This window comes from Variovorax sp. 05N34, assembly GCF_056397405.1.
This window is the reverse complement of record NZ_JBFTNI010000010.1, coordinates 77,365-98,207: the sequence shown is the minus strand read 5'-3', so window position 1 is coordinate 98,207 and position 20,843 is coordinate 77,365. Positions and strand designations below refer to the sequence as shown.

Genomic DNA, 20,843 nt, shown 5'->3' with positions numbered 1-20,843 from the left:
TGGCGATTGCGCCCATGCTGGCGAGCAACTTCACGGTCTCCCTGCTGAACGACATCGGCATCGGCGCTCTCGTGGCATTGGGTCTTGTGCTGCTCACCGGCATCGGCGGAGCGACATCATTCGGGCAGGCGGCGTTCGTCGGAATCGCGGCTTATGCGACGGCATGGCTCACCACGGCGCAGGGAATGTCGCCATGGATCGGACTGCTCTTCGCGCTGTTGCTGACCGGCCTTTCGGCATTGGCGATCGGCATGCTCACGCTTCGGTTGGGCGGCCACTTTCTGCCGCTGAGCACCATCGCCTGGGGTTTGTCGATCGCGATGCTGTTCGGCAATGTCGACGGGCTGGGCCGTCACACGGGCTTGTCGAACATTCCGGCGTTGAGCATTGCAGGCTGGTCACTGGCCGATCCGCGGGCCATCTATTACCTTATCTGGGCGCTGGTCGGACTGGCGTTCCTGTTCAGCGTCAACCTGCTGCAATCGCGGCCGGGCCGTGCCATTCGCAGTTTGCGCGGCGGTGCGACGCTGCTCGCCAGCGTGGGTGAGGATGCCTACCGCGTGCGGCTCTCGCTCTTCGTCACAGCCGCGTTGTTCGCAGGACTTGCGGGCTGGCTCTATGCGCACATGAACCGCTTCGTGAGCCCATCGCCCTTCGATGTGCGCGCGAGCATCGAATACCTGCTGATGGCCGTGGCGGGTGGTCTGGGTCAGCTCGCAGGCGCACTCGTCGGCTCTGCGCTGGTGCTTCTGATGAAGAACGCCCTGCAGGATGTGCTTCCGATGCTGACGCAGAGCGCCGGGCAGCTGGAGGCGGTCGCCTTCGCGACGCTCTTCATCCTGCTGCTGCACTTCGCGCGCGGCGGTTTGATGGGTTTCGTGCGCCGCTGGACTCGTGGTCGGTTCGCCCCGCCATCGCGTGAGGCGACGGCACCCGTAGCGCCGCTGCCGAATCGCACTTTGCCGCAAAGGGGGTCGCCGATCCTGTCAGTCACAGGCGCGGTCAAGCGCTTCGGCGGACTGGTGGCCGTGAACGACGTGAGCTTTGAAGTGAACGCCGGCGAAATCATCGGCCTCATCGGCCCGAACGGCGCCGGCAAGTCGACCATGTTCAATCTGCTGACTTGTACGCTGCCGATGAGTTCGGGCCAGGTGCGCTTCCTCGGCAAGGACATTGCAGGCATGCCGCAGCGCAAGGTCGCTCGGCTGGGGCTTGCGCGCACGTTCCAGCACGTGAAGCTTCGGCCGCACATGAGCCTGCTGGACAACGTGGCGCTTGGCGCGCATTCACGGACGACGACCGGGCTGCTCAAGGCTGGGTTGCGGCTCGACCGAACGGAGGAGCGGCAGATCCTCCAGGAAGCACAGCGCCAGCTCGATCGCATCGGTCTTGGCGACCGCGCGCATGAAATGGCCGGCAGCCTGCCGCTCGGCACGCAGCGCATCCTCGAAATCGCGCGCGCACTCGCCGCAGACCCTGTGTTGCTCGTGCTTGACGAGCCCGCTGCGGGTTTGCGTCGCAAGGAAAAGATAGCCCTTGGCGATCTGCTGCGCAAGCTGCGGGAGGAGGGCGTGACCATCCTCATCGTCGAACATGACATGGACTTCGTGATGAAACTGGTGGACCGGCTGGTGGTGATGAATTTCGGCTCCAAGCTGGTGGAAGGTGTGCCTTCTGCAGTGCGCGCCGACGAGCGCGTGCAGGCCGCCTACCTCGGGAGCGTCGTATGACGGCGATGCTGGAGATCGCCGATCTGCATGTTTCGTATGGGCAAGTCGATGCCGTGCGAGGTGTTTCGCTGAACCTCGAGCCTGGCGAGATCATCTCCGTCATCGGCCCGAACGGCGCAGGCAAGACCACCTTGCTTGCTGCCGCCATGGGCTTGCTTCCGAGCAAGGGCACCCTGCGTTTTGAAGGCGAGGACCTGCACGGGCTGGATGTCGAGGCGCGTGTCGAACGAGGCCTGTGCCTCGTGCCCGAGAAGCGCGAACTCTTCGGCGAGCTGAGCGTGCTCGACAACCTGCAGCTCGGCGCTTTCTCGAAGCGCCTGCGCAGCGATGCACTCAAGCGCCGCTTGCAATCGGTGTACGACCGCTTTCCGCGCCTGGCGGAGCGGCGCGCGCAACGCGCCGACACGCTTTCCGGTGGCGAGCGCCAGATGCTGGCGGTAGGACGCGCGCTGATGTCCGCGCCGCGACTGCTGATGCTCGACGAGCCCAGCCTGGGCCTCGCGCCGCTCATCGTGCGGGACATCCTCACCATCGTGCGCAAGCTGCGCGAAGACGGCGTGTCGATCCTGCTGGTGGAGCAGAACGCGCGCGCCGCACTTGAAAGCTCCGACCACGGCTACGTGCTCGAAACCGGGGAGATTGCGCTGTCCGGCGTCTCGGCCGATCTCGCCAGCGACCCGCGCGTGCAGGCGACCTACCTCGGCGGAGGCACGCACGATGACGACTGAGGCGCGGGCCATTCCGCCTGCGCAGCGCACGCTGCCGGCGCTGCTTCAGCGGCAAGCCGTGCTTTTCGGCAGTCGGCCGCTGCTTCGAATCGCGGGGCGTACGTGGACGCATGAGGATGCTGGCGCTGCGGCTGCATCGCGCGCGTCGGCGATGGTGCAGGCCGGCGTCTCTCGCGGCGACAGGGTCGCGCTGATGTGCGCCAATCGGATCGAGTTCCTCGAAGTCTTTCTTGGCGCGGGATGGCTGGGTGCGGTGACGGTGCCGATCAACACTGCCTCTATGGGGCCGCAGATCGAATACTTCCTTGCCAACAGCGAAGCGAATCTGCTGGTCATCGAAGCCCAGTTCGTGGAGCGCCTGGTCACTGCCGACCTGGCCAGCACGAAGCTGCGCGAGGTCTGGGTCGTCGACGACATGCCAGGTGATGGCGCCCAAGCGTGGCAAGCTCCCGCGACCGTGCGCGTCACAAGCTTCCCGGCCTCTGCAGAGGCCATCGCGCCGGCCGCCATGCAGCCTGGCGATCCGCTCGCGATCCTCTACACCTCCGGCACGACCGGACCTGCCAAAGGCGTGGTCTGTCCGCACGCACAGTACTTCTGGTGGGGCGTCAACAGTGCGGAGGTGCTGGGCGTCGGCCCCGATGACGTGCTGTGCACGACGCTGCCGCTCTTTCACATCAATGCGCTCAACACCTTTGCGCAGGCTGCGGTCGTTGGCTGTGAAGTGGTGTTCGAGCAGCGCTTCTCGGCCTCCGGCTTTTGGCCTGCCATGCGCGCCAGCGGTGCCACGGTCGTGTATCTGCTCGGTGCGATGGTGCCGATCCTCCTCGCGCAGCCGGAGGGCCGCGGCGAGCGCGACCACCGCGTACGCACCGGCCTGGGCCCCGGCGTGCCCGCGGCGGCGGGCAAGGCCTTTTTCGAGCGCACTGGCGTGCGACTGCTCGAGGGCTACGGATCGACCGAGACCAACTTCGCGATCGCGACCGCACCGGATTCGCCACGGGGCGGCGTCATGGGCTGGCTGCGTCCCGGCTTCCAGGCGCGCGTTGCCGACGATGACGATGTCGAACTCCCGCCGGGCGAGGCTGGTGAGCTTCTGCTGCGTGCCGATGAGCCCTATGCATTCGCGAACGGCTACTTCAACATGCCCGCGAAGACGGTCGAGGCGTGGCGCAATTTGTGGTTCCATACCGGCGACCGAGTGATACGCGATGCCGATGGAGCGTTTCGTTTTGTCGACCGCATCAAGGACGCGATCCGCCGTCGCGGAGAGAACATCTCGTCTTTCGAAGTCGAGCAGGTGTTGCTGAGTCATCCATGCGTGGCGTCTTGCGCGGTCTACCCGGTGCGCTCCGAGCTTGCCGAAGATGAAGTGATGGTCGCGCTGGTCGGGCGCCCTGAGCGGCCGATCGAGGTGCAGGAACTCATCGCGTTCTGCGAAGCGCGCCTGCCTTACTTCGCAGTGCCGCGCTACGTCGACCTGCTCGATGATCTGCCGCGCACCGAGAACGGCAAGGTACAGAAATACAAGCTGCGAGAGCGCGGCGTGACTGCGGGCACGTGGGACCGGGCGGCGCGAGTCTCGCGCGTCCGCTGAATGCGCGCGGATAAAATTATTTAGTTGTCAATCAATTGAGTCCGCCATGAACAATGCCTTGAAGGGTCGCCACGCCGTGGTGACCGGCGCCGCACGCGGAATCGGTGCCGAGATCGCAAGAACCCTTGCCTCCGAAGGCGCTCGGATCAGCCTGCTGGGCCGTGATCGGGCGGCCTTGGAACGCGCATGCGGCGCACTCCCTGGCGCGGGCCACAGTGTCGCCACCGTCGATGTGAGCGATCCAGAGTCGGTGCGCGCCGCTTTCGATGCGTTGCGTGCCGCTTCAGGCGCTGTGTCGATCCTCGTCAACAACGCCGGTCAGGCGGAGAGCGCACCTTTCCTGAAGACATCCGTCGACCTGTGGCAGCGGATGCTGGCCGTCAATCTCACCGGCAGCTTTCTTTGTGCGCAAGCCGCATTGCCGGACATGCTCGACGCAGGCTGGGGCCGCATCGTCAACATCGCGAGCACGGCGGGGCAGAAGGGCTATGCCTACGTTGCCGCCTACACGGCTGCCAAGCACGGCGTCGTCGGGCTGACGCGATCGCTCGCGCTCGAAGTGGCGCGCAAGGGCATCACCGTCAATGCCGTCTGTCCCGGCTACACCGACACCGACATCCTGCGCGCCAGCGTCGCGAATGTGGTCGGCAAGACCGGCCGCAGCGAAGCCGATGCGCTGGCCGAGTTCGCCGGAGTGAACCCGCAACGCCGCATCGTGCAGCCTGGCGAAGTGGCCGATGCCGTGCGCTGGCTTTGCGGAGAGAGCAGCGCCTCGGTCACCGGGCAGTCCATTTCCGTGTCCGGAGGAGAAGTGACTTGATCGACAGCACCAACGACCCTTCGCATGCCGTGCTCAGCGATGCGGAAGAACTGGGGCACGAAGCACGGGCCGGCCATGAGGACCATGCGGTGCTCAGGCTGTGGCTGCGCATGCTTGCGAGCACTACCCAGATCGAATCCGAAATCCGTAAGCGGCTGCGCGAGCGCTTCGGCATCACGCTCGCGCGCTTCGACTACATGGCGCAGCTCTATCGCTACCGCGAAGGGCTGAAGATGCGCGTGCTCTCGCGCTATCTGATGGTGACCGGCGGCAACGTGACCGGCCTCACGGACGAGCTGGAGCGCGAAGGCGTCGTCTCGCGCACGCCGAGCCCCGATGACCGCCGCGCATGGATCGTCAGCCTCACGGCCAAGGGGCGCCGCACTTTCGAGACCATGGCCAAGGAGCACGAGCAGTGGATCCTCGAGATGTTCTCCGGGCTCGACATGAAGACCGTGCGCCAACTGCACAGCCAACTCGGGCAACTGCGCGTGCAAATGATGCGCAACGAACCCACTCCGGAGGACAACCCATGAGCGAACCCGCCGCGGCAGCGAAATTCCGCCGCGAGCGGCTCATCCGGTTTTCCGACTGCGACCCCGCGGGCATCGTCTTCTATCCGCAGTACTTCGTGATGTTCAACGGCCTGGTGGAAGACTGGGTCGACGAAGGACTCGGCATCGGCTATCGCAAGCTCATCGTCGACCAGCGGATCGGCTTGCCCACGGTGCGCCTGGAGGCGGACTTTCGCGCGGTGAGCCGGATGGGCGACCGCGTGATCCTCGGGCTGACCGTGGAGCGCCTGGGCACGCGCTCGATCACGCTGGGACTGCACTGCTTCGATCACCAAGGTGAGACGCGCATGCGCATGCGGCAGGTGCTGGTGACCACCTCGCTTGAAAGTCATCGCGCGATCGAGATTCCGGCGGCGATGCGCGAGGCCATCTCGCGTGGAGCACAGGCCGAATCCTGACGCTCCCCCGGTTCAGGCCGCAAGTGCCTGTCGGGGCCCGGCGGCCGCTTCGCCCTGCGGCGCAACCGCCTCGAAGCCTCCCGCCTCGAGTTCTCCCGGCCGCTGCATCACCACCGGCTCACGCCGCGTCTTGTTGAACAGCAGCCGCGTGACATCCGGCCGCGAATAGTGGCCCGCGGGATCCCCGGCCGCCTTGGCCAGCGAGATCATTCCAAGATCGATATCGGCCACCACCAGTCCTTCCTGGTCTTCCGGCAAGTTGGTTCCCAGCGGCGAGCCGTCCGGCCCGTAGATGCGCGCGAAGCCTCCGCCCGCAAGCAGCATCTGTTGCTTCCCCGGATCGGTGCACAGCATCTCGTGCATGCCCTTGGACACCGTGGCGCAGGGCGCGACCACGAAGCATTGACCTTCCGCCGCATACACCTGGCTTGCGGCGTTGTTGACTTGCGCGCCCAGCGCATAGGCGGCGCCCCGATAGAGCGAGAAACTGGGCCACGCGCCGCAATGGATCTGCTCGTTCTGCGAATACATCGCGTACTTGCTGAGCGGCTGGAGATGCTCCCAGCAGGAGAGCGAGCCGATGTTGCCGACCGGCGTCTCGATCACGCTGAGGTCCGAGCCGTCGCCCTCGCCGAAAACGGTGCGTTCGACGTGCGTGGGCTTGAGCTTGCGGCGCGTCTGCAGCGTATTGCCCTGCTCGTCGATCAGCGCCTGCGCGATGTACAGACTGCCGGCTGCTTTCTCGCTGTAGCCGAGCGAAACCCACATCTTGTGCTTGCGCGCGGCATCCCTGACGCGATCGAATTCGGCCGAGCCGACGACGAGCGAGTTGTCGTGATAGCGCTGCACGAACTGCATGCCCCAGGCCGGCGAATCGAGCCAGATCCACCACGGATAGCCCGGCACCCATGTTTCCGGGAATGCGATCAGATTCACGCCCTGGCTTGCCGCCTGCGCGATGAGGTCGATGGTCTTGTCGATCGTGCCGTCGAGGTCGAGGAACACGGGGGCGGCCTGCACGGCGGCGACGCGAAGACGGGGATGGGCTTTGCTGGACATCAGGGGCTCCGGGTGGTTGGGAAGGAATCTCTTCGGGTTAGCGCGGTGGCATGCGCGTTGCTTGAAGCGTAAGTTCGCCGCCAGAATGCGCCTTGTCCGGAACGCGCGGCGTTCTTGATTCAGCGTTGCAACGCCGAATTTCGGAAGGAGCCTCTGATGGCCCGGCTGCTCAGCACCGACCTCGTTCCCCGCGACCAGCGTCTCGCGTACTGGACGGACATGATCTGCAATGTCTACGTCCAGCTCGGCTGCGATCCGGTGCCTGCCCCGGGTGGGAGGGGCGATTTCGAAGGCAGCATCCGGCAGCACACCTTGCCAAGTCTCGACGTGTCGGTGGTGACCTCCGGGCCGCAGAAGGTCATGCGCACGCCCGCCCACATTGCGCGGTCTTCAGACGACTACTTCCTGGTCAGCATCCAGGCGCGCGGCCGGGGCGTGGTGCGGCAGGACGGGCGAGACGCTGTGCTATCGGTGGGGGATTTCGCCCTGTACGACAGCACGCGCCCCTATCAGTTGCTGTTCGACGGCGCCTTCGAGCAGATCGTCCTCAAGCTGCCGGGCGAGCGGCTCCGCAGTGAACTGCGTGAGACGGAAGCGCTGACCGCCACCACCGTGTCGGGCCGCGCGGGTGCCGGTCATCTGCTGCTCGGCATGATCCGGACGCTGCGCGAAGACATCGATGCGCTGCAGCCTGCATCGGCGCTTGCGGTGGCGAGCGGGGTGCTCAACATCCTGGTCGCGGGCCTGCAGACGCTGCCGGCCGCGCGCTCACCGGCCCTGAGCAACCTGACGGCATTCCATCTCGCGCGCATCAAGCGGCGCATCGACGCCCGGCTGGAAGATCCTGCGCTGTCGGTGGGCGCGCTGGCGGGGGAGCTTGGCATGTCGGTCAGCCAGATCCACCGGGTGTTCAAAAGCGAGCCTTTGACGCCGTCGCAATACATCTGGGAACGCCGCCTCGAGGCCTGCAGCCGCGACTTGCTCGATCCGCGTCTTGCGGGTCGCACAGTGGGCGAGATCGCCTATGGCCGGGGCTTCAGCGACGCAGCGCACTTCAGCCGTGCCTTCCGCGAGCGCTTCGGCTGCTCGCCGCGCGAGTGGCGCCAGCAGATCCCGCACTGAGGATTCAGAATGACGCCCAAAGTAACAAAAAACGGAGCGAGGAGGCATGGCGCGAATCCAGCGGAACGAACCCGAAAGCAGCGAACACGCAGCAAGGGCGCAGGAGCTCTCCGATGCGTTCACCAGTGAGAGGCCCAGCGTCGACGAGCGGATGGCCGCCGGCAAGGCGCTGCGAGAACGCGTTCCCCGTGCGAGCCATGGTGAGTTTCAGCGGCCGCCGAAAGTCGATCCGGTTGGAATCATTCGCACGCAGGCGTTGACGCGCATTCCCGAACTGGTGCCGGTGCGCCATATGCGCATGATGCAGTCGCCTTTCGCATTCCTTCGCGGATCGGCGGCAGTGATGGCGGCGGATCTGGCGCCGAGCGCGACAACGGGGCTCCAGGTGCAGACCTGTGGTGACATGCATGTGGCGAACTTCGGCGTCTTCGCTTCGGCCGAGCGGCAGCTTGTTTTCGCGATCAACGACTTCGACGAGACGCAACCCGGCCCCTGGGAATGGGACATCAAGCGACTTGCCGCCAGCGCATTTGTTGCGACGCAGTATCTGGGCGGCGATGCCGTGGCCTGCGAAACAGCATCCCGCACCGCCGTCGAGAGCTACCGCCGGCACATTCGGCGTTATGCCGGCATGGGCCAACTCGACGTGTGGTACGACACGATCGACAGCGCCAGGCTGCTCGATGCGCTGCCGCCATGGCTTCAGCCCGGCGCGGTGGCCGTGCTGGAAAAGGCTCGCAAGCGCAACCATCTGCAGGTGCTGGACAAGATGACCGACCTCATCGACAACCGGCATCACATCGTCGAGCAGCATCCTTTCATCGTGCGGGCGACGCATACCTCGGCAGGGCGGCCGGTGGAGGAGGCGTTGGGCCGGTTCCTCTTCGCCTACCTCGACTCGCTGGCGCCCGAGCGGCGCCAACTGCTGTCGCGCTATCGGGTGATGGATTTCGCGCAGAAGGTCGTCGGCGTCGGCAGCGTCGGCACGCGCTGCTGGGTGATCCTGTTGCAAGGCCGGGACAAGGATGATCCGTTGTTCCTTCAGATCAAGGAGGCGCAGCCTTCGGTGCTGTCGCCTTACCTGCCGCCGGATGCCGAATTCGCGATGCCCGCAAACCAGGGGCGGCGCGTGGTGGTCGGACAGCGGCTCATTCAGGGTTCGCCCGACATCTTCCTCGGCTGGGGCCGGCTCGATGGCGTGGACTACTACGTACGCCAGTTGCGCGACATGAAGGGCAGCATCGAACTTGAACCACACGCGACCAGCCCGTCGGCCTTTTCCCAATATTGCAGCATCTGCGGCTGGGCACTGGCGCTGGCGCATGCCAAGTCAGGAGATGCGGCAACGATCGGCGGCTATCTCGGCAAGTCGGACGTGTTCGACAACGCCATGGTTCGCTTTGCGGAAAGGTATGCGCGGCAGACCCATCGCGATTACAACGCCTTTGCCGCCGCAGCGCGCGAAGGCGCCGTCCAAGTGGCGGCGATGGAGCGGCTCCTGGCCCCTGCCGCCGGGTAGCTTCTCGACTACTTCACGTAGCTCTGCAGATGCTTGCAGGCACTCGCGAACATTGATTCGAAGTACATCTTCGACAGCGGGCCGCCCATGCTGATCGCGAGGTGCGGGTCCATGGCAACGCGATAGGTAAACCGGGTTTTTCCGGGCTCGGTTTCTTCCAACTGGTAGTCCTCCGCCATGGCATGGGCCAGCGGCACGGAGGTGCCAGTCGCGTAGAACGCCATCCGGTGGTCGGGTTCCCAGATGAAAAAGTGCTCGTCGATATTGGCTGCAGCAAGCGACGCGGTTCGGGTCGTGCCGACACCATACGGTTTTTCACTGGTCCAGACGACCTTGTGAATGGCATGGAACCATTGCGGCCAGGATGCCTCATCTTCGAAGACGGCAAAGACTTTCGAGGGCGGCGCCTCGAGGTCGACGATGTTCTTGAACTGCAAGGGTGCTGTGTCGAAGAACGACGCATCGACGGGGCGGCAGGCAAAGTGCATGGTTCGATCTCCGATCGGAACTTTCATTCTGGCGCGCTGATTGGCGTGCATCCATCCCGGTGGTCACCTAAGACCACGTACGTGGCAGAAGGTCTCGAAGACGTGGCATTAGGTGCATTTCATGAGCTTCGATGGCGGGTGTTCTGCACTAGGATCGAATCCAAATCCGAAGCCAGCCGAACTGCCCTTTCCGCACGACCATGAATGACGTTGTCGCTTCGGCCCCGTCCCAAGCACCGCTGGAGGAGCTGCTCCGATTCGAGCGCCTGCTCACGGACTTGTCGGCCGCGTTCATCTCGCTGCCTGCGCAAGACATCGATGGCGCGATCAATCAAGGGTTGGCGCGGATGGTCTCGACCCTGGGCATCGATCGATCCACGCTGAATCGCCTTTGCCCGATCACCGGCCGCGCGGAGGCAACCCACTCCTACGCCATCGAGGGCGTGGACCTCGTGCCTAAATTCAAGTCGGCGCGTGAAACGAATCCATGGGGGCTGCTGAAGGCGAGAGCCAACGAGCCGATTGCGTTTGCGCGGCTGGACGAACTACCGCCTGAAGCAAGCGTCGACAAGGAGACCTGGCGCAGGATCGGCTTGAAGTCTCACGTGATGATGCCGATCACCGTGGGAGGGCAATTGCATGGAAGTCTCGGATTCGGCTGCGTTCACAAAGAGCGGAGCTGGCCGGACGACCTGCTGGCGCGCATGCGGCTCCTGGCGGAGATTTTCGGGAGCGCACTCGCTCGCAAACGCGCGCAGGAGGAACTCCAGATGGCGCTGGGCTTCGAGCGGCTTGCAAGTGGCATCCTCGCGTCCCTCTTGATGTCGAAGCCCGGCGAGCAGAACCAGGCGATGGCGCTGGGCCTTCGGCAGATTGGCGAATTCGTGGGCGCCGAAAGAGCGGCGCTCTGGCACGTCGGCGCCAATATCCCGTTCGGGGTGACACAGCAGTGGAACGCCGACGGATTCGCAGGCCCTGCGGCGGAGGGCAAAGTGCCCCAGTTGCCGTGGATCTACGCGCAGGTCCGAAGCGGCAGTGTCATTCGAATCGTTCACGTTCCAGACCTCCCGCCAAAGGCGCAGGCGGACGCGGAGACGCTGCGTCAGCTCGGCATACGTTCACTGCTGGCCGTGCCGATCAGGGTGGGGGGCAGCATCGCCGGGGCGCTGACTCTGGCGAGCATCGAGCTCGAACACGAATGGCCGGATGCATTGACGCCCGGCGTGACCCTGCTTGCCGAAGTATTCGCCAACTTGCGCGTGCGCGAGGCCGCGGAGCGCCGCAAGCTGGCAGCCGAGGTCGAGGCGGCCCATTGGCGAGAACGGCTGGCGCATCTGGTGCGCGTACACACCGCGGGCGAGATGTCGGTCGGCCTCGCCCATGAGATCACCCAGCCACTTGGGGCGATCGAGAACTATGCGCTCGCCGCGCGGCGTCGCGCCGCGGAGCCTGCGCCCGACATGGTCCGGCTGACCGATCTGCTCGACAAGATCATCGGACAGGCGACCCGCGCGGGCGATGTGGTGACGCGCATGCGCAGCATGGTTCAGCGGCACGATCTGGAGCCGAAGCTCATCGATATCGACCGGGCCGTGACCGAATGCGTCGGCATGGTGAAGATGGACTGCGAACTGCGCGACATCCGCATCGTGCTGAAGGCGCAAACGTCACTGCCGGGCATTGTGGTCGACGAGATCCACTTGCAGCAAGTCATCCTGAACCTGCTGCGAAACGCAATGGAAGCCACCGAACTGGCCCGTTCCAACCTCGAGCGGGAGATTTCGGTCGGCATCTGCTTGAACGAGAGTGCGGACATGCTGGTGGAAGTCGCGGATCGCGGCGTCGGCATTGCCGGCGAAGACCTCGAGCGGATTTTCGAGTCGTTCTACTCGACCAAATCCAGTGGCCTCGGCGTGGGGCTGGCGATATGCCGCAAGCTGATCGAAGCGCACGGCGGCAAGCTGTGGGCTTCTCACCGCGATGGCGGTGGCGCGGTGTTCAGCTTCACGCTGCCGACGGCCGCCTCGGTGGATTGACGTCGGCAGCGGAGTTGTCCGGGCCGGGTGCGATTACAGTGACGCCACCACCCATTCCTCTCCAACTCGCAGCAATGCGTTTCCTGATGCGTCGTTTCATTACCTTCTCAGTCTTCGTGTTTGTGGCTCTGGTCGCCGGATGTGCTTCGCGCTCCGCTCCCCGCGTCACCTTTCTCGGCGACGGCGTGCTCAAGTCGCCGACTGCCGCGGAAGCCGAGGCGTACTGCCGCAACTTCGGGGCGCCGATGCGCTTTCTCGACACCAAGGGACCGGGCACGCCACAGGGCGAAGTCACCTATCGCTGCGACTGAGGGCAAAGTCCAACATATCGATATCGCACGCCATGCCTCGCTATGTCGCACTTCTTCGCGGTGTGAGCCCGATGAATGCCAAGATGGCGGAGCTGAAGCGCTGCTTCGAAAGCGCCGGCTTCGCCGATGTGAAGACGCTGCTGTCGAGTGGCAATGTGGTCTTCAATGCCCGCGCTGCCTCGAACGCCGCGCTCGAACGCAGGGCCGAGGCGGCAATGGCCCAACGCCTCGACCGCACGTTCCTCACGATCGTGAGACCGGCAGATGCCCTGCGCTCCCTGATTGAGGCAGACCCCTACGCTGACTTTGAACTGCCTGCCAATGCCAAACGCGTCGTCACCTTCCTGCGCAGGCCCAGCGAAACGAAGCTTGCGCTGCCGATCGAGTTCGATGCGGCTCAGATCCTCTCGATGAAGGGCAGCGAAGTCTTCTCGGCCTATGTTCCCGGGCCGCGCGGCCCAGTGTTCATGACGTTGATCGAGAAGACATTCGGCGATGGCGTCACCACGCGCACCTGGGACACCGTCAGGAAATGCGCCGCGGCCTGAAGGCAGCGGCGCTCCGTCAGGTGACCAGCTTGTTCACGTGCCTGCTCAAAGCTTGCGCCGCTCGTTCGAGCAGGTGGAACTCTTCGTCCGATACCGAGTTGGTCATCAGGTCGAAGTGACTCAGCGTTCCCCATAGCTCGCCAAAATTGTTTGCGATAGGAACGCTGTGATAAGACACGACCACGCCCCGGTATGGATGAGTTGTCAGCCTCTGGTCGTGGCCCGAGTCGTCCGTTCGAAACGATTGATCCTTTCGCACGAACTGGCAGAAGCTGTGCTCGAAGGGCACGGCAAGCAGGAACTGAGGGGGAAGCTGATTGCGTTTGTCGTGCAACAGAACGTTGCGCAGAAGGTTGTCGTCGAAGCGGTAGATCGCGGTGTATCGGTGAGGGACGCCTTTGTTCAGATAAGCAAGCGCGGCAGCGGGACCATCGCTCAACAGAACCGCTGAAAATGTATCGAAATTACGTGGTGCCAAAGTCATCCTTCCTCACTGCGGAGCGGCTCCGATGACTATAGGGCAAATGCGCGGCTCGCAAAAACCCAATGCGTTTGTTTTCCGATGTCACCGGAACTTTCAAGGAAAGCAATGAGGCCACGGTCGTTAAGGATCCTGAAATACATCGGACTCATTGCCGTCACGGCCATGGTCGTTCTGGTCGGCGGCCGCATCTACGGCGTTCAGAACGGGCCGCCTCTCAAGCAATGGCACACGCACGTGCCGCATGAGCTTTCCCGCGATGAACTCCGCAGGGCCGACTGGAACGCCTACATGGCTGCCGAGAATGCCGCCTTCGCGGAAGTGCGCGCCGAGGTGATGGACAAGCTGCCTCGAGAAGACCAGGTGCCCGGCAACCGCTACTACGAGGCCAGCCCGCTCAACGCGGCGCACTTCGCGCAGGACTGGAATCGTTCGTTCGTGCTCGAGCCGAAGGGGCAGCCCGCCGGCGCCGTCGTCTTGCTGCACGGACTGACGGATTCACCCTACAGCCTCCGCCATATCGCCGAGCTGTATCGGGATCACGGCTTTGTCGCTGTCGCGATGCGCATGCCCGGTCACGGGACCGTACCCGCGGGATTGACGAACATCGATTGGAAAGACTGGTCGGAAGCGACGCGTCTGGCGGTGCGCGAGGCCCGCCGCCGCGTGCCTGCACCGCTGCCGCTGCACGTGGTCGGCTATTCCAACGGTGGGGCGCTAGCGATGAATTACGCGCTCGATGCGCTGGACGACGAAAGCCTCGCGCGGCCGGACCGGCTCGTGCTCATCACGCCGATGATCGGTGTGACCGCGCTTTCGCGATTCGCCGGCGTGCTCGGGTGGCCGGCGGTCTTCCCGGCTTTCGAGAAGGCGGCGTGGCTCGGCATCACGCCTGAGTTCAATCCTTTCAAATACAACTCCTTTCCCGTGAATGGCGCGCGGCAATCGTCGCTGCTGACGCGGGACCTGCAGGCCCACATCGAGCGCGAGGCGAGCGCCGGGCGCTTGGCCAGGCTGGCGCCGATCCTCACGTTCCAGTCGGTGGTCGATGCCACCGTCAGCACGCGCGCCATCGTGACCAGTCTCTATGAGCGCCTTCCTGCGAACGGCAGCGAGCTGGTGCTCTTCGACATGAACCGCAGCGCCAAGTTTGGTCCGCTGTTGAACGACGCGAGCGATCCGCAACCGGCCCGATTGCTCGCGCCGGCACCGAGATCATTCAGGGCGACGTGGATCACCAATGACGACACGGGCTCCCTGCAAGTGGTGGAGCGCGCCACCGAAGCGGGTGCGGTGGCAGAGAAGGTCCGCCCTTTGGGGCTTGCGTTTCCGCGCGAGGTGTATTCGCTGTCGCATGTGGCGCTGCCGTTTCCGGTGACGGACGGCTTGTACGGATTGCAGCCGGATGGGCGAGAGGACTTTGGCATCAGCCTCGGCGCGCTCGCCGTGCGCGGAGAAAACCGCGCGCTCGCGGTCAGCTCCGACTTTCTCACGCGACTATTGTCGAACCCGTTCTACCCGTACATGGCCGATCGGATCGAAGAGGGTCTTCCGCGACGGTAGGCATGCAGCGCCGCGCAGTTTCGCAATTGCTCAGGCCAGCTTGAAGGGCAGCTCGCGCACCGATTTGCCCGTGATCGCCGCTACCGCATTCGCAAACGCAGGCGCAAGCGGCGGCAGTCCTGGCTCGCCCATGCCTGTGGGTGCGTCGGCACTCGGCACGGTGTACACGGCGATCTTCGGCATGTCGGTGATTCGAGGGACCACGAAGTCACCGAAATTGCTTTGCTGCACCACACCGTCCTTGAGCGTGATTGCTGCGCCCGGAAGGCACATCGAAAGACCCATGACGGCGGCGCCTTGCACCTGTGCTTCCACAGTCTCCGGATTGACCACCAGGTTGCAATGCACGCCTGCGGTGACGTTGTGCAGTGTCGGAGTGCCGTCCTTGACCGAGGCCTCCACGACGTACGCCACCACCGAATCGAAGGACTCGTGCACGGCCACGCCCCAGGCGCGTCCTGCGTCGAGCTTCTTCTTGCCGTAGCCGGACTTGTCCACTGCCAGTTGCAAAGCCGCCTTGTGCCGCGGATGCTGATCGCCGATGAGCTTCATGCGATAGGCGACGGGGTCTTGCCTGGTGGTGCGGGCGATTTCGTCGAGCAGCGTTTCCATGACGAACGCCGTGTGGGTCGAGCCCACGCTGCGCCACCRGAGCACCGGCACGTTGAGCTTCGGGTGATGCACGGTGAGACGCATCGGAATCTCGTACGGCTCCTTCATGCCTTCGACCGCCGTGGCGTCGATCCCGTCCTTGACCATCATCGGCTCGAACATGCTGCCCATCAGCAGTGACTGGCCGACGATCGCATGGTCCCATCCAATGATCTTGCCCTGTGCGTCGAAGCCGATCTTCGCCGTGTGAAGATGCATCGGACGGTAATAGCCGCCCTTTATGTCGTCTTCGCGGCTCCACAGCGTGCGGATCGGTGCCGCGATGCCCGCTGCCTGTGCGGCCTTGACCACGCTGCAAGCCTCCGAGACGAAGTCGCTGGTCAAGAGACCGCGGCGACCGAAGCCGCCCCCCGCCATCTGCACATTGACCCTGACGTTCTGTGGCGGCACGCCGAGAATCTTTGCGGCCGCCATTCCGTCAATGCCCGGCATCTGCGTGCCCGTCCACACTTCGGCCTTGTCGCCGGTGAGGCTGACCGTGCAGTTGAGCGGTTCCATCGGCGCGTGCGCGAGATAGGGAAACACGAACTCGGCATCTATCTTGTGCGGTGCGCTGGCGAGCTTCGACACGTCGGCGTCGTACTTGCGCGGGCCCGGCTTCGTCGCGAGGTCACGGTACTGCGCGAGCTGCTTGTCGCTGTCGACCTTCTCGACATTGCTGGTGTCCCATTCGAGCTTGAGCGCGTCGCGGCCTTGCTTGGCAGGCCAGTAGCCGTCTGCGACCACGGCCACACCTTCGCCGCCGCGGTCGAGCGGAACGCGGAGCACGGCCTTGACGCCCTTGATGCGCTTCGCTGCGCTGTCATCCACGGACTTGAGCTTGGCCGCGAACACCGGCGGATGAGCCACCACGGCGGTCAGCATGCCAGGCAGGCGCATGTCGATGCCGTAGCTTTGCTGGCCGCTCGACTTGGCTTGCGCGTCGAGCCTGCCCGTGGGCTTGCCAATGAGCCGAAAGTCCTTCGGGTCCTTCAGCTTGACGGCCTCCGGCACCGGCTGCTTCATTGCCGCCTCTGCAAGTTCGCCATAGCCAAGCTTCTTGCCTCCCGGGCCGATGACGACGCCGTCGCGCGTCTTCAGCGTGGCCGGATCGGCCTTCCACTGCGCCGCTGCTGCACTGATGAGCATCGCCCGTGTGCGCGCACCGAGTTCACGGTATTGCGTGTACGAATTCTTGACCGAACCCGATCCGCCGGTGATGTGCATGCCGAATGCTGGATCGACGTAGGCCGGATCGTTGTTCCCATGAACGCTCTTGACCTTCGACCAATCAGCATCGAGCTCCTCCGCCAGGATCATCGGCAGCGCCGTCTGCACGCCTTGTCCTAGATCGAGCCGGTTGATGGTGATGGTGGTGGTTCCGTCACGGTCGATTCGCACGAAGGCAGCGGGCTGCTGCAATGGCTTCAATCCTGCGGGCTTCACGCCGGTGGCGTTCGAGTCCTGCGCCAGTGCGCTCATCGGGAAGACGCCCAGCGCGAAGCCTGTCACGACCGTGAGCTTCATGAAGCTGCGCCGGGGAAGGCCTGTGGCTGGTGCTTGTGCTTGTGTCGTGTCGTCCTGGCCTTGCATCAGCGCCTGCAGGTTGGCCGGAAGCTCGAAGGTGGTCTGATCGAAATTCATGTCGTGGTCTCCTTCAAGCCAGTGTTTTGGCGGCGTCGGCAACTGCGGCACGAATGCGCGCATAGGTCCCGCAGCGGCAGATGTTGCCGGCCATGGCCGAATCGATGTCGGCTTCGCTCGGCAGCTTGCCCGGCGCGAGCGTCTTGAGGAAAGCGGTCGCGGACATGATCTGGCCGCTCTGGCAGTAGCCGCATTGCGCCACGTCGTGCTTGACCCACGCCTCGTGAACGGCCTTGCCGACCTTGTCGCTGCCATCGGTGACGGCTTCGATCGTCGAGATCTTCTGTCCCTCGGCAGCGGAGATGGGTGTGATGCATGAACGGATCGCCTGCCCGTTCAGGTGGACCGTGCAGGCGCCGCACAGCGCTGCGCCGCAGCCGAACTTGGTGCCCGTCATGCCCAGCGTGTCACGCAGTGTCCAGAGGATCGGCGTGGAGGGGTCGAGGTCGACCTGTCGATCCTTGCCGTTGATATTGAGTGTTGTCATCGCGAGGTCCTTTGAGCGAACAATAATTCGGCCAAACGATAGACCTGTATGCCGCCACGGTCAAGCGAATCAAGCCTTGATGCCGTCCCAGCAGAGGCCGAAAGCCATCGTCAGATTGGCATTGGTGTGAGCCAATGCGCCTGAGCGCAAAAGGTTGGCCGTTTCGCGAACCGAGCCGCCGAAGCTGTTGATGAGCAGCACGGTCGGGACGTCTTTCAGGATCTGCTGGGCCTTGGCCTCTTCAATCAGATCAATCCAGCCCTTGATGAGGCGAGCCGAGAGGTTTCGGCTCTCTTCGCTGAACCATGGCGAGTTGTAGTACTGCTCCAGAAAGATCACTTGCGCATAGTGCGTGAGGCGGTGCTCCAGCCAGTTCATCCACATGTGCCGAAAGCGGCTGCGAAAGGGCGCTTTGGGATTGTCGCCATGCATGAGGCTGGCCGCCGTCGCTGTCTTGGCCTGCTCGTAGAGCGCGACCATCAACTCTTCCTTGGATTTGAAATACACATAGAGCGTGCCCGTGGCCAAGCCCGCTTCGCGTGCGATGGAGGCCATGGTCAAGCCGCTCAGGCCGGTTTGCTCGACGAGCGTGAAGGTCGCTTCGGCGATGGCTCGGAGCTTTTCGTCGTCTTTGAGTTTCACGGTGTCGATCTTAGGTTTTTTCGGCTCTTGAATGAACAGGTGTTCATTAAAAGCCGCCGACAGATCGCGATGCAGTGCTTGGGAGAGAAAGTATGGGAGCGGAAAAAAACAAAGGCCTCCGCAAGGGAGGCCTTTGAAGTCGAGCACTGTGTGCTCTCAATTTTTGGTGGGCCCTGAGTGACTCGAACACTCGACCTACGGATTAAGAGTCCGCTGCTCTACCAACTGAGCTAAGAGCCCCTGAAAAACATCTCTGTCGTTTCAGGCAATCCGACGATTATAGCCACAACTTTTGCACGCTTCTTCAGGCTCTTTCAAAAATGCAGGCGATGCCTTGGCCCCCGCCGATGCACATCGTGACCAGTGCGTAGCGGCCCTGAATGCGCTCGAGTTCATACAGCGCCTTGACGGTGATCAACGCACCGGTCGCGCCGATCGGATGCCCCAGCGAAATGCCCGAACCATTCGGATTGACCTTCGCGGGGTCGAGCCCGAGGTCCTTCGTCACCGCGCAGGCCTGCGCCGCGAAAGCTTCGTTGGCTTCGACCACGTCCATGTCCGACGCCTTGAGGCCAGCCTTCTCGAGCGCCTTGCGCGATGCCGGCACCGGGCCGATGCCCATGTAGTTCGGATCCACGCCGGCAAAGGCGTAGGCCACCACACGCGCCATGGGCTTCAGGCCGCGCCGGGCCGCTTCTTCCTTTTCCATCAGCACGACGGCGGCGGCCGCGTCGTTCAGGCCCGAAGCGTTGCCGGCCGTGACGGTACCGTTCTCTTTGAGGAAGGCGGGCTTGAGCTTTGCCATGTCTTCGATCTTGGCGTTGAAGCGCACGTGCTCGTCCGTGTCGAACTGCGTGGGTCCCTTGCGGCTTTCGAGCGTCACCGGAACGATCTGCGACTTGAACCGGCCAGACTCGATGGCGTTCTGCGCGCGCTGATGGCTCGCGAGCGCGGTCTGGTCCTGTGCTTCGCGGCTGATGTCCCACTTCTTGGCGACGTTCTCTGCGGTGATGCCCATGTGGATGTTCTGGAACGGGTCATGGAGCGCGCCGATCATCATGTCGACGAGCTTGGTGTCGCCCATGCGAACGCCCCAGCGAGCCGTCAATGAAGCAAAAGGCGCTCGACTCATGCTCTCTGCGCCGCCACCGACGGCCACCTTGGCATCGCCCAGCTGAATGCTCTGCGCCGCAGTCACGATCGCTTGCAGGCCCGAGCCGCACAGCCGGTTGACCGTCAGCGCGGGCGTCTCCTGCGCGCAGCCGCCTTCGATGGCGGCGACGCGGCCCATGTACATGTCGCGCGGTTCGGTGTTGATGACATGGCCGAAGACCACGTTTTCGACGTCCTTGCCATCGACCTTGGCGCGCGCCAAGGCTTCCTTGGTGACCAAGCCGGCCAGCTTGGTGGGTGGAACATCCTTCAGGCTTCCTCCAAATGTTCCGATGGCGGTGCGAACCGCGCTGACGACAACTACTTCTTTCATGACGAGTCTCCAATCCAAAACGCAAAACGACAGCTGCAATCATGCCAGCACGAGCGCTGGTGTCGTGACGCCGGCGTTACCATCCTTGCCCAACCAGGAGCCTTGAAATGAACGAAGCGAACCCCTCGCGGCACGTGGTCGTGACTGGCGCCGCAGGCGCGCTCGGTCGCGCCGTGGTGCAGTACTTTCTCGACCAGGGCGCCCGCCTCGCGCTGATCGATCAGCGGCTGGAGCATCTGACCAGCGCCTTTCCCGGCCTGGACAACTCCCAGCATCTGCTGCTGGAGGCGGATGTCACATCCGCGCCGGCAATGGCCGATGTGGCAACACGCATCCTCGGCGCTTTCAAGCAGGTCGATGCGCTGGTCCACATCGCGGGCGGCTTCGAGATGGGGGAGACGGTGCATGCGCTCAGCCGCGACGCCTGGGACCGCATGATGAATCTCAATGCCTGGTCTTTCGTGGCGGTTTCGCAGGCGCTGGTGCCGTCGATGATCGAGCGCAAGTCCGGCAGCGTGGTCGCGGTCACCGCAAAGACGGCCGCCCGGGGTTTGTCGGCCATGTCGGCCTACATCGCGTCGAAGAGCGCCCTGCAGCGACTGGTCGAAGCCTCCGCGGCCGAACTGGCGCCGCACGGCATCAACGTCAACAGCATTGCGCCCAGCGTGCTCGACACCCCCGCCAATCGGCAGGCGATGCCGAATGCCAACCCGGCAGGATGGGTGTCGACCAGCGTGGCGGCCCAGGCGATCGCCTTCCTCGTTTCTCCAGGCGCGGCCGCAGTGCACGGCCAGCACCTCACGCTCGACACCTGATCCTGTCCGGGCCGGCGGTGGCCGGCGCATGCACCAAGGGGCAGGCGTCGCTTCACCTTCGGACACAAGTGCGCTTTGCCCGCGACCTGCGCATGCTAGGGGAGGGCGGAGGCGCACCGCATATGCTTGCCGCGCGGTTTCGT

The 20,843-nt window shown here is 64.1% G+C and carries 20 protein-coding genes and 1 tRNA gene; 13 read left to right on the top strand and 8 right to left on the bottom strand.

Annotated features, from left to right (window positions below; all coding sequences use genetic code 11):
• Positions 1-14: 14 nt before the first annotated feature.
• The 6 genes from AC1DMA_RS24875 to AC1DMA_RS24850 are packed head-to-tail and all read left to right on the top strand — an operon-like array spanning position 15 to position 5,848.
• Positions 15-1,730: a branched-chain amino acid ABC transporter ATP-binding protein/permease gene (locus tag AC1DMA_RS24875; RefSeq protein ID WP_478127365.1), complete on the top strand. Its 1,716-nt coding sequence runs from the start codon at positions 15-17 to the stop codon at positions 1,728-1,730.
• Positions 1,727-2,458, top strand: a complete 732-nt coding sequence (locus AC1DMA_RS24870; protein ID WP_478145811.1) for an ABC transporter ATP-binding protein — start codon at positions 1,727-1,729, stop codon at positions 2,456-2,458. The genes AC1DMA_RS24875 and AC1DMA_RS24870 overlap by 4 nt, the downstream gene beginning before the upstream one ends.
• Positions 2,448-4,055, top strand: coding sequence for an ATP-dependent acyl-CoA ligase (locus tag AC1DMA_RS24865; protein ID WP_478145810.1), 1,608 nt, complete (start codon positions 2,448-2,450; stop codon positions 4,053-4,055). Before AC1DMA_RS24870 ends, AC1DMA_RS24865 begins: the two co-directional genes overlap by 11 nt.
• A 46-nt stretch (positions 4,056-4,101) precedes the next feature.
• Complete coding sequence (locus tag AC1DMA_RS24860; protein WP_478145809.1) at positions 4,102-4,875, top strand: SDR family NAD(P)-dependent oxidoreductase; 774 nt, start codon at positions 4,102-4,104, stop codon at positions 4,873-4,875.
• Positions 4,872-5,411 carry a MarR family winged helix-turn-helix transcriptional regulator gene (locus tag AC1DMA_RS24855; RefSeq protein ID WP_478127195.1) on the top strand — a complete coding sequence of 180 codons (540 nt, stop codon included), beginning with the start codon at positions 4,872-4,874 and terminating at the stop codon, positions 5,409-5,411. The genes AC1DMA_RS24860 and AC1DMA_RS24855 overlap by 4 nt, the downstream gene beginning before the upstream one ends.
• Positions 5,408-5,848, top strand: coding sequence for an acyl-CoA thioesterase (locus AC1DMA_RS24850; RefSeq protein ID WP_478145808.1), 441 nt, complete (start codon positions 5,408-5,410; stop codon positions 5,846-5,848). Before AC1DMA_RS24855 ends, AC1DMA_RS24850 begins: the two co-directional genes overlap by 4 nt.
• 12 nt (positions 5,849-5,860) lie before the next feature.
• On the opposite strand, the gene AC1DMA_RS24845 is transcribed toward AC1DMA_RS24850, so the two are convergent.
• Entirely contained in the window at positions 5,861-6,907 is a 1,047-nt protein-coding gene (locus AC1DMA_RS24845; RefSeq protein WP_478145807.1) for a carbon-nitrogen hydrolase family protein, read from the bottom strand.
• 156 nt (positions 6,908-7,063) lie between these two features.
• On the opposite strand from AC1DMA_RS24845, the gene AC1DMA_RS24840 reads away from it, so the two are divergent.
• Both AC1DMA_RS24840 and AC1DMA_RS24835 read left to right on the top strand, forming a co-directional pair.
• Positions 7,064-8,029, top strand: coding sequence for an AraC-like ligand-binding domain-containing protein (locus AC1DMA_RS24840; RefSeq protein ID WP_478145806.1), 966 nt, complete (start codon positions 7,064-7,066; stop codon positions 8,027-8,029).
• A 256-nt stretch (positions 8,030-8,285) separates the two neighbouring features.
• Positions 8,286-9,548, top strand: coding sequence for a DUF2252 domain-containing protein (locus AC1DMA_RS24835; RefSeq protein WP_478127364.1), 1,263 nt, complete (start codon positions 8,286-8,288; stop codon positions 9,546-9,548).
• 8 nt (positions 9,549-9,556) lie between these two features.
• Here the strand turns inward: AC1DMA_RS24835 and AC1DMA_RS24830 are convergent, their stop codons facing one another.
• Complete coding sequence (locus AC1DMA_RS24830; RefSeq protein ID WP_478127191.1) at positions 9,557-10,063, bottom strand: SRPBCC family protein; 507 nt, start codon at positions 10,061-10,063, stop codon at positions 9,557-9,559.
• Between the two features lie 173 nt (positions 10,064-10,236).
• On the opposite strand from AC1DMA_RS24830, the gene AC1DMA_RS24825 reads away from it, so the two are divergent.
• From AC1DMA_RS24825 to AC1DMA_RS24815, 3 genes are all read left to right on the top strand, one after another.
• Complete coding sequence (locus AC1DMA_RS24825; protein ID WP_478145805.1) at positions 10,237-12,072, top strand: ATP-binding protein; 1,836 nt, start codon at positions 10,237-10,239, stop codon at positions 12,070-12,072.
• An 86-nt stretch (positions 12,073-12,158) separates the two neighbouring features.
• Positions 12,159-12,383, top strand: a complete 225-nt coding sequence (locus AC1DMA_RS24820) for a hypothetical protein (RefSeq protein WP_478127189.1) — start codon at positions 12,159-12,161, stop codon at positions 12,381-12,383.
• Between the two features lie 32 nt (positions 12,384-12,415).
• Entirely contained in the window at positions 12,416-12,931 is a 516-nt protein-coding gene (locus AC1DMA_RS24815; protein ID WP_478127188.1) for a DUF1697 domain-containing protein, read from the top strand.
• 16 nt (positions 12,932-12,947) lie between these two features.
• On the opposite strand, the gene AC1DMA_RS24810 is transcribed toward AC1DMA_RS24815, so the two are convergent.
• Complete coding sequence (locus AC1DMA_RS24810) at positions 12,948-13,370, bottom strand: GAF domain-containing protein (RefSeq protein WP_478127187.1); 423 nt, start codon at positions 13,368-13,370, stop codon at positions 12,948-12,950.
• A gap of 150 nt (positions 13,371-13,520) precedes the next feature.
• Between AC1DMA_RS24810 and AC1DMA_RS24805 the strand changes: the two genes are divergently transcribed.
• A complete protein-coding gene (locus AC1DMA_RS24805; RefSeq protein WP_478145804.1) occupies positions 13,521-14,975 on the top strand; it encodes an alpha/beta hydrolase in 1,455 nt (484 codons plus the stop codon).
• A gap of 30 nt (positions 14,976-15,005) precedes the next feature.
• Here the strand turns inward: AC1DMA_RS24805 and AC1DMA_RS24800 are convergent, their stop codons facing one another.
• The 5 genes from AC1DMA_RS24800 to bktB form a co-directional block, all read right to left on the bottom strand.
• Positions 15,006-17,270, bottom strand: coding sequence for a xanthine dehydrogenase family protein molybdopterin-binding subunit (locus tag AC1DMA_RS24800; RefSeq protein ID WP_478145803.1), 2,265 nt, complete (start codon positions 17,268-17,270; stop codon positions 15,006-15,008).
• A 13-nt stretch (positions 17,271-17,283) separates the two neighbouring features.
• Positions 17,284-17,757, bottom strand: coding sequence for a (2Fe-2S)-binding protein (locus AC1DMA_RS24795; protein ID WP_478127184.1), 474 nt, complete (start codon positions 17,755-17,757; stop codon positions 17,284-17,286).
• Positions 17,758-17,826: 69 nt separating this feature from the next.
• Positions 17,827-18,399 (bottom strand): TetR/AcrR family transcriptional regulator, encoded by a 573-nt coding sequence (locus AC1DMA_RS24790; protein ID WP_478127183.1) that lies wholly within the window; start codon positions 18,397-18,399, stop codon positions 17,827-17,829.
• 164 nt (positions 18,400-18,563) lie between these two features.
• A tRNA-Lys gene (locus AC1DMA_RS24785) sits at positions 18,564-18,639 on the bottom strand.
• 64 nt (positions 18,640-18,703) lie between these two features.
• On the bottom strand, positions 18,704-19,885 hold the full coding sequence (gene bktB / locus AC1DMA_RS24780) for a beta-ketothiolase BktB (protein WP_478145802.1): 1,182 nt from the start codon (positions 19,883-19,885) through the stop codon (positions 18,704-18,706).
• A gap of 107 nt (positions 19,886-19,992) precedes the next feature.
• Here bktB and AC1DMA_RS24775 point away from each other — a divergent pair, with 107 nt between their 5' ends.
• Complete coding sequence (locus AC1DMA_RS24775) at positions 19,993-20,700, top strand: SDR family oxidoreductase (protein ID WP_478145801.1); 708 nt, start codon at positions 19,993-19,995, stop codon at positions 20,698-20,700.
• Positions 20,701-20,843 lie beyond the last annotated feature (143 nt).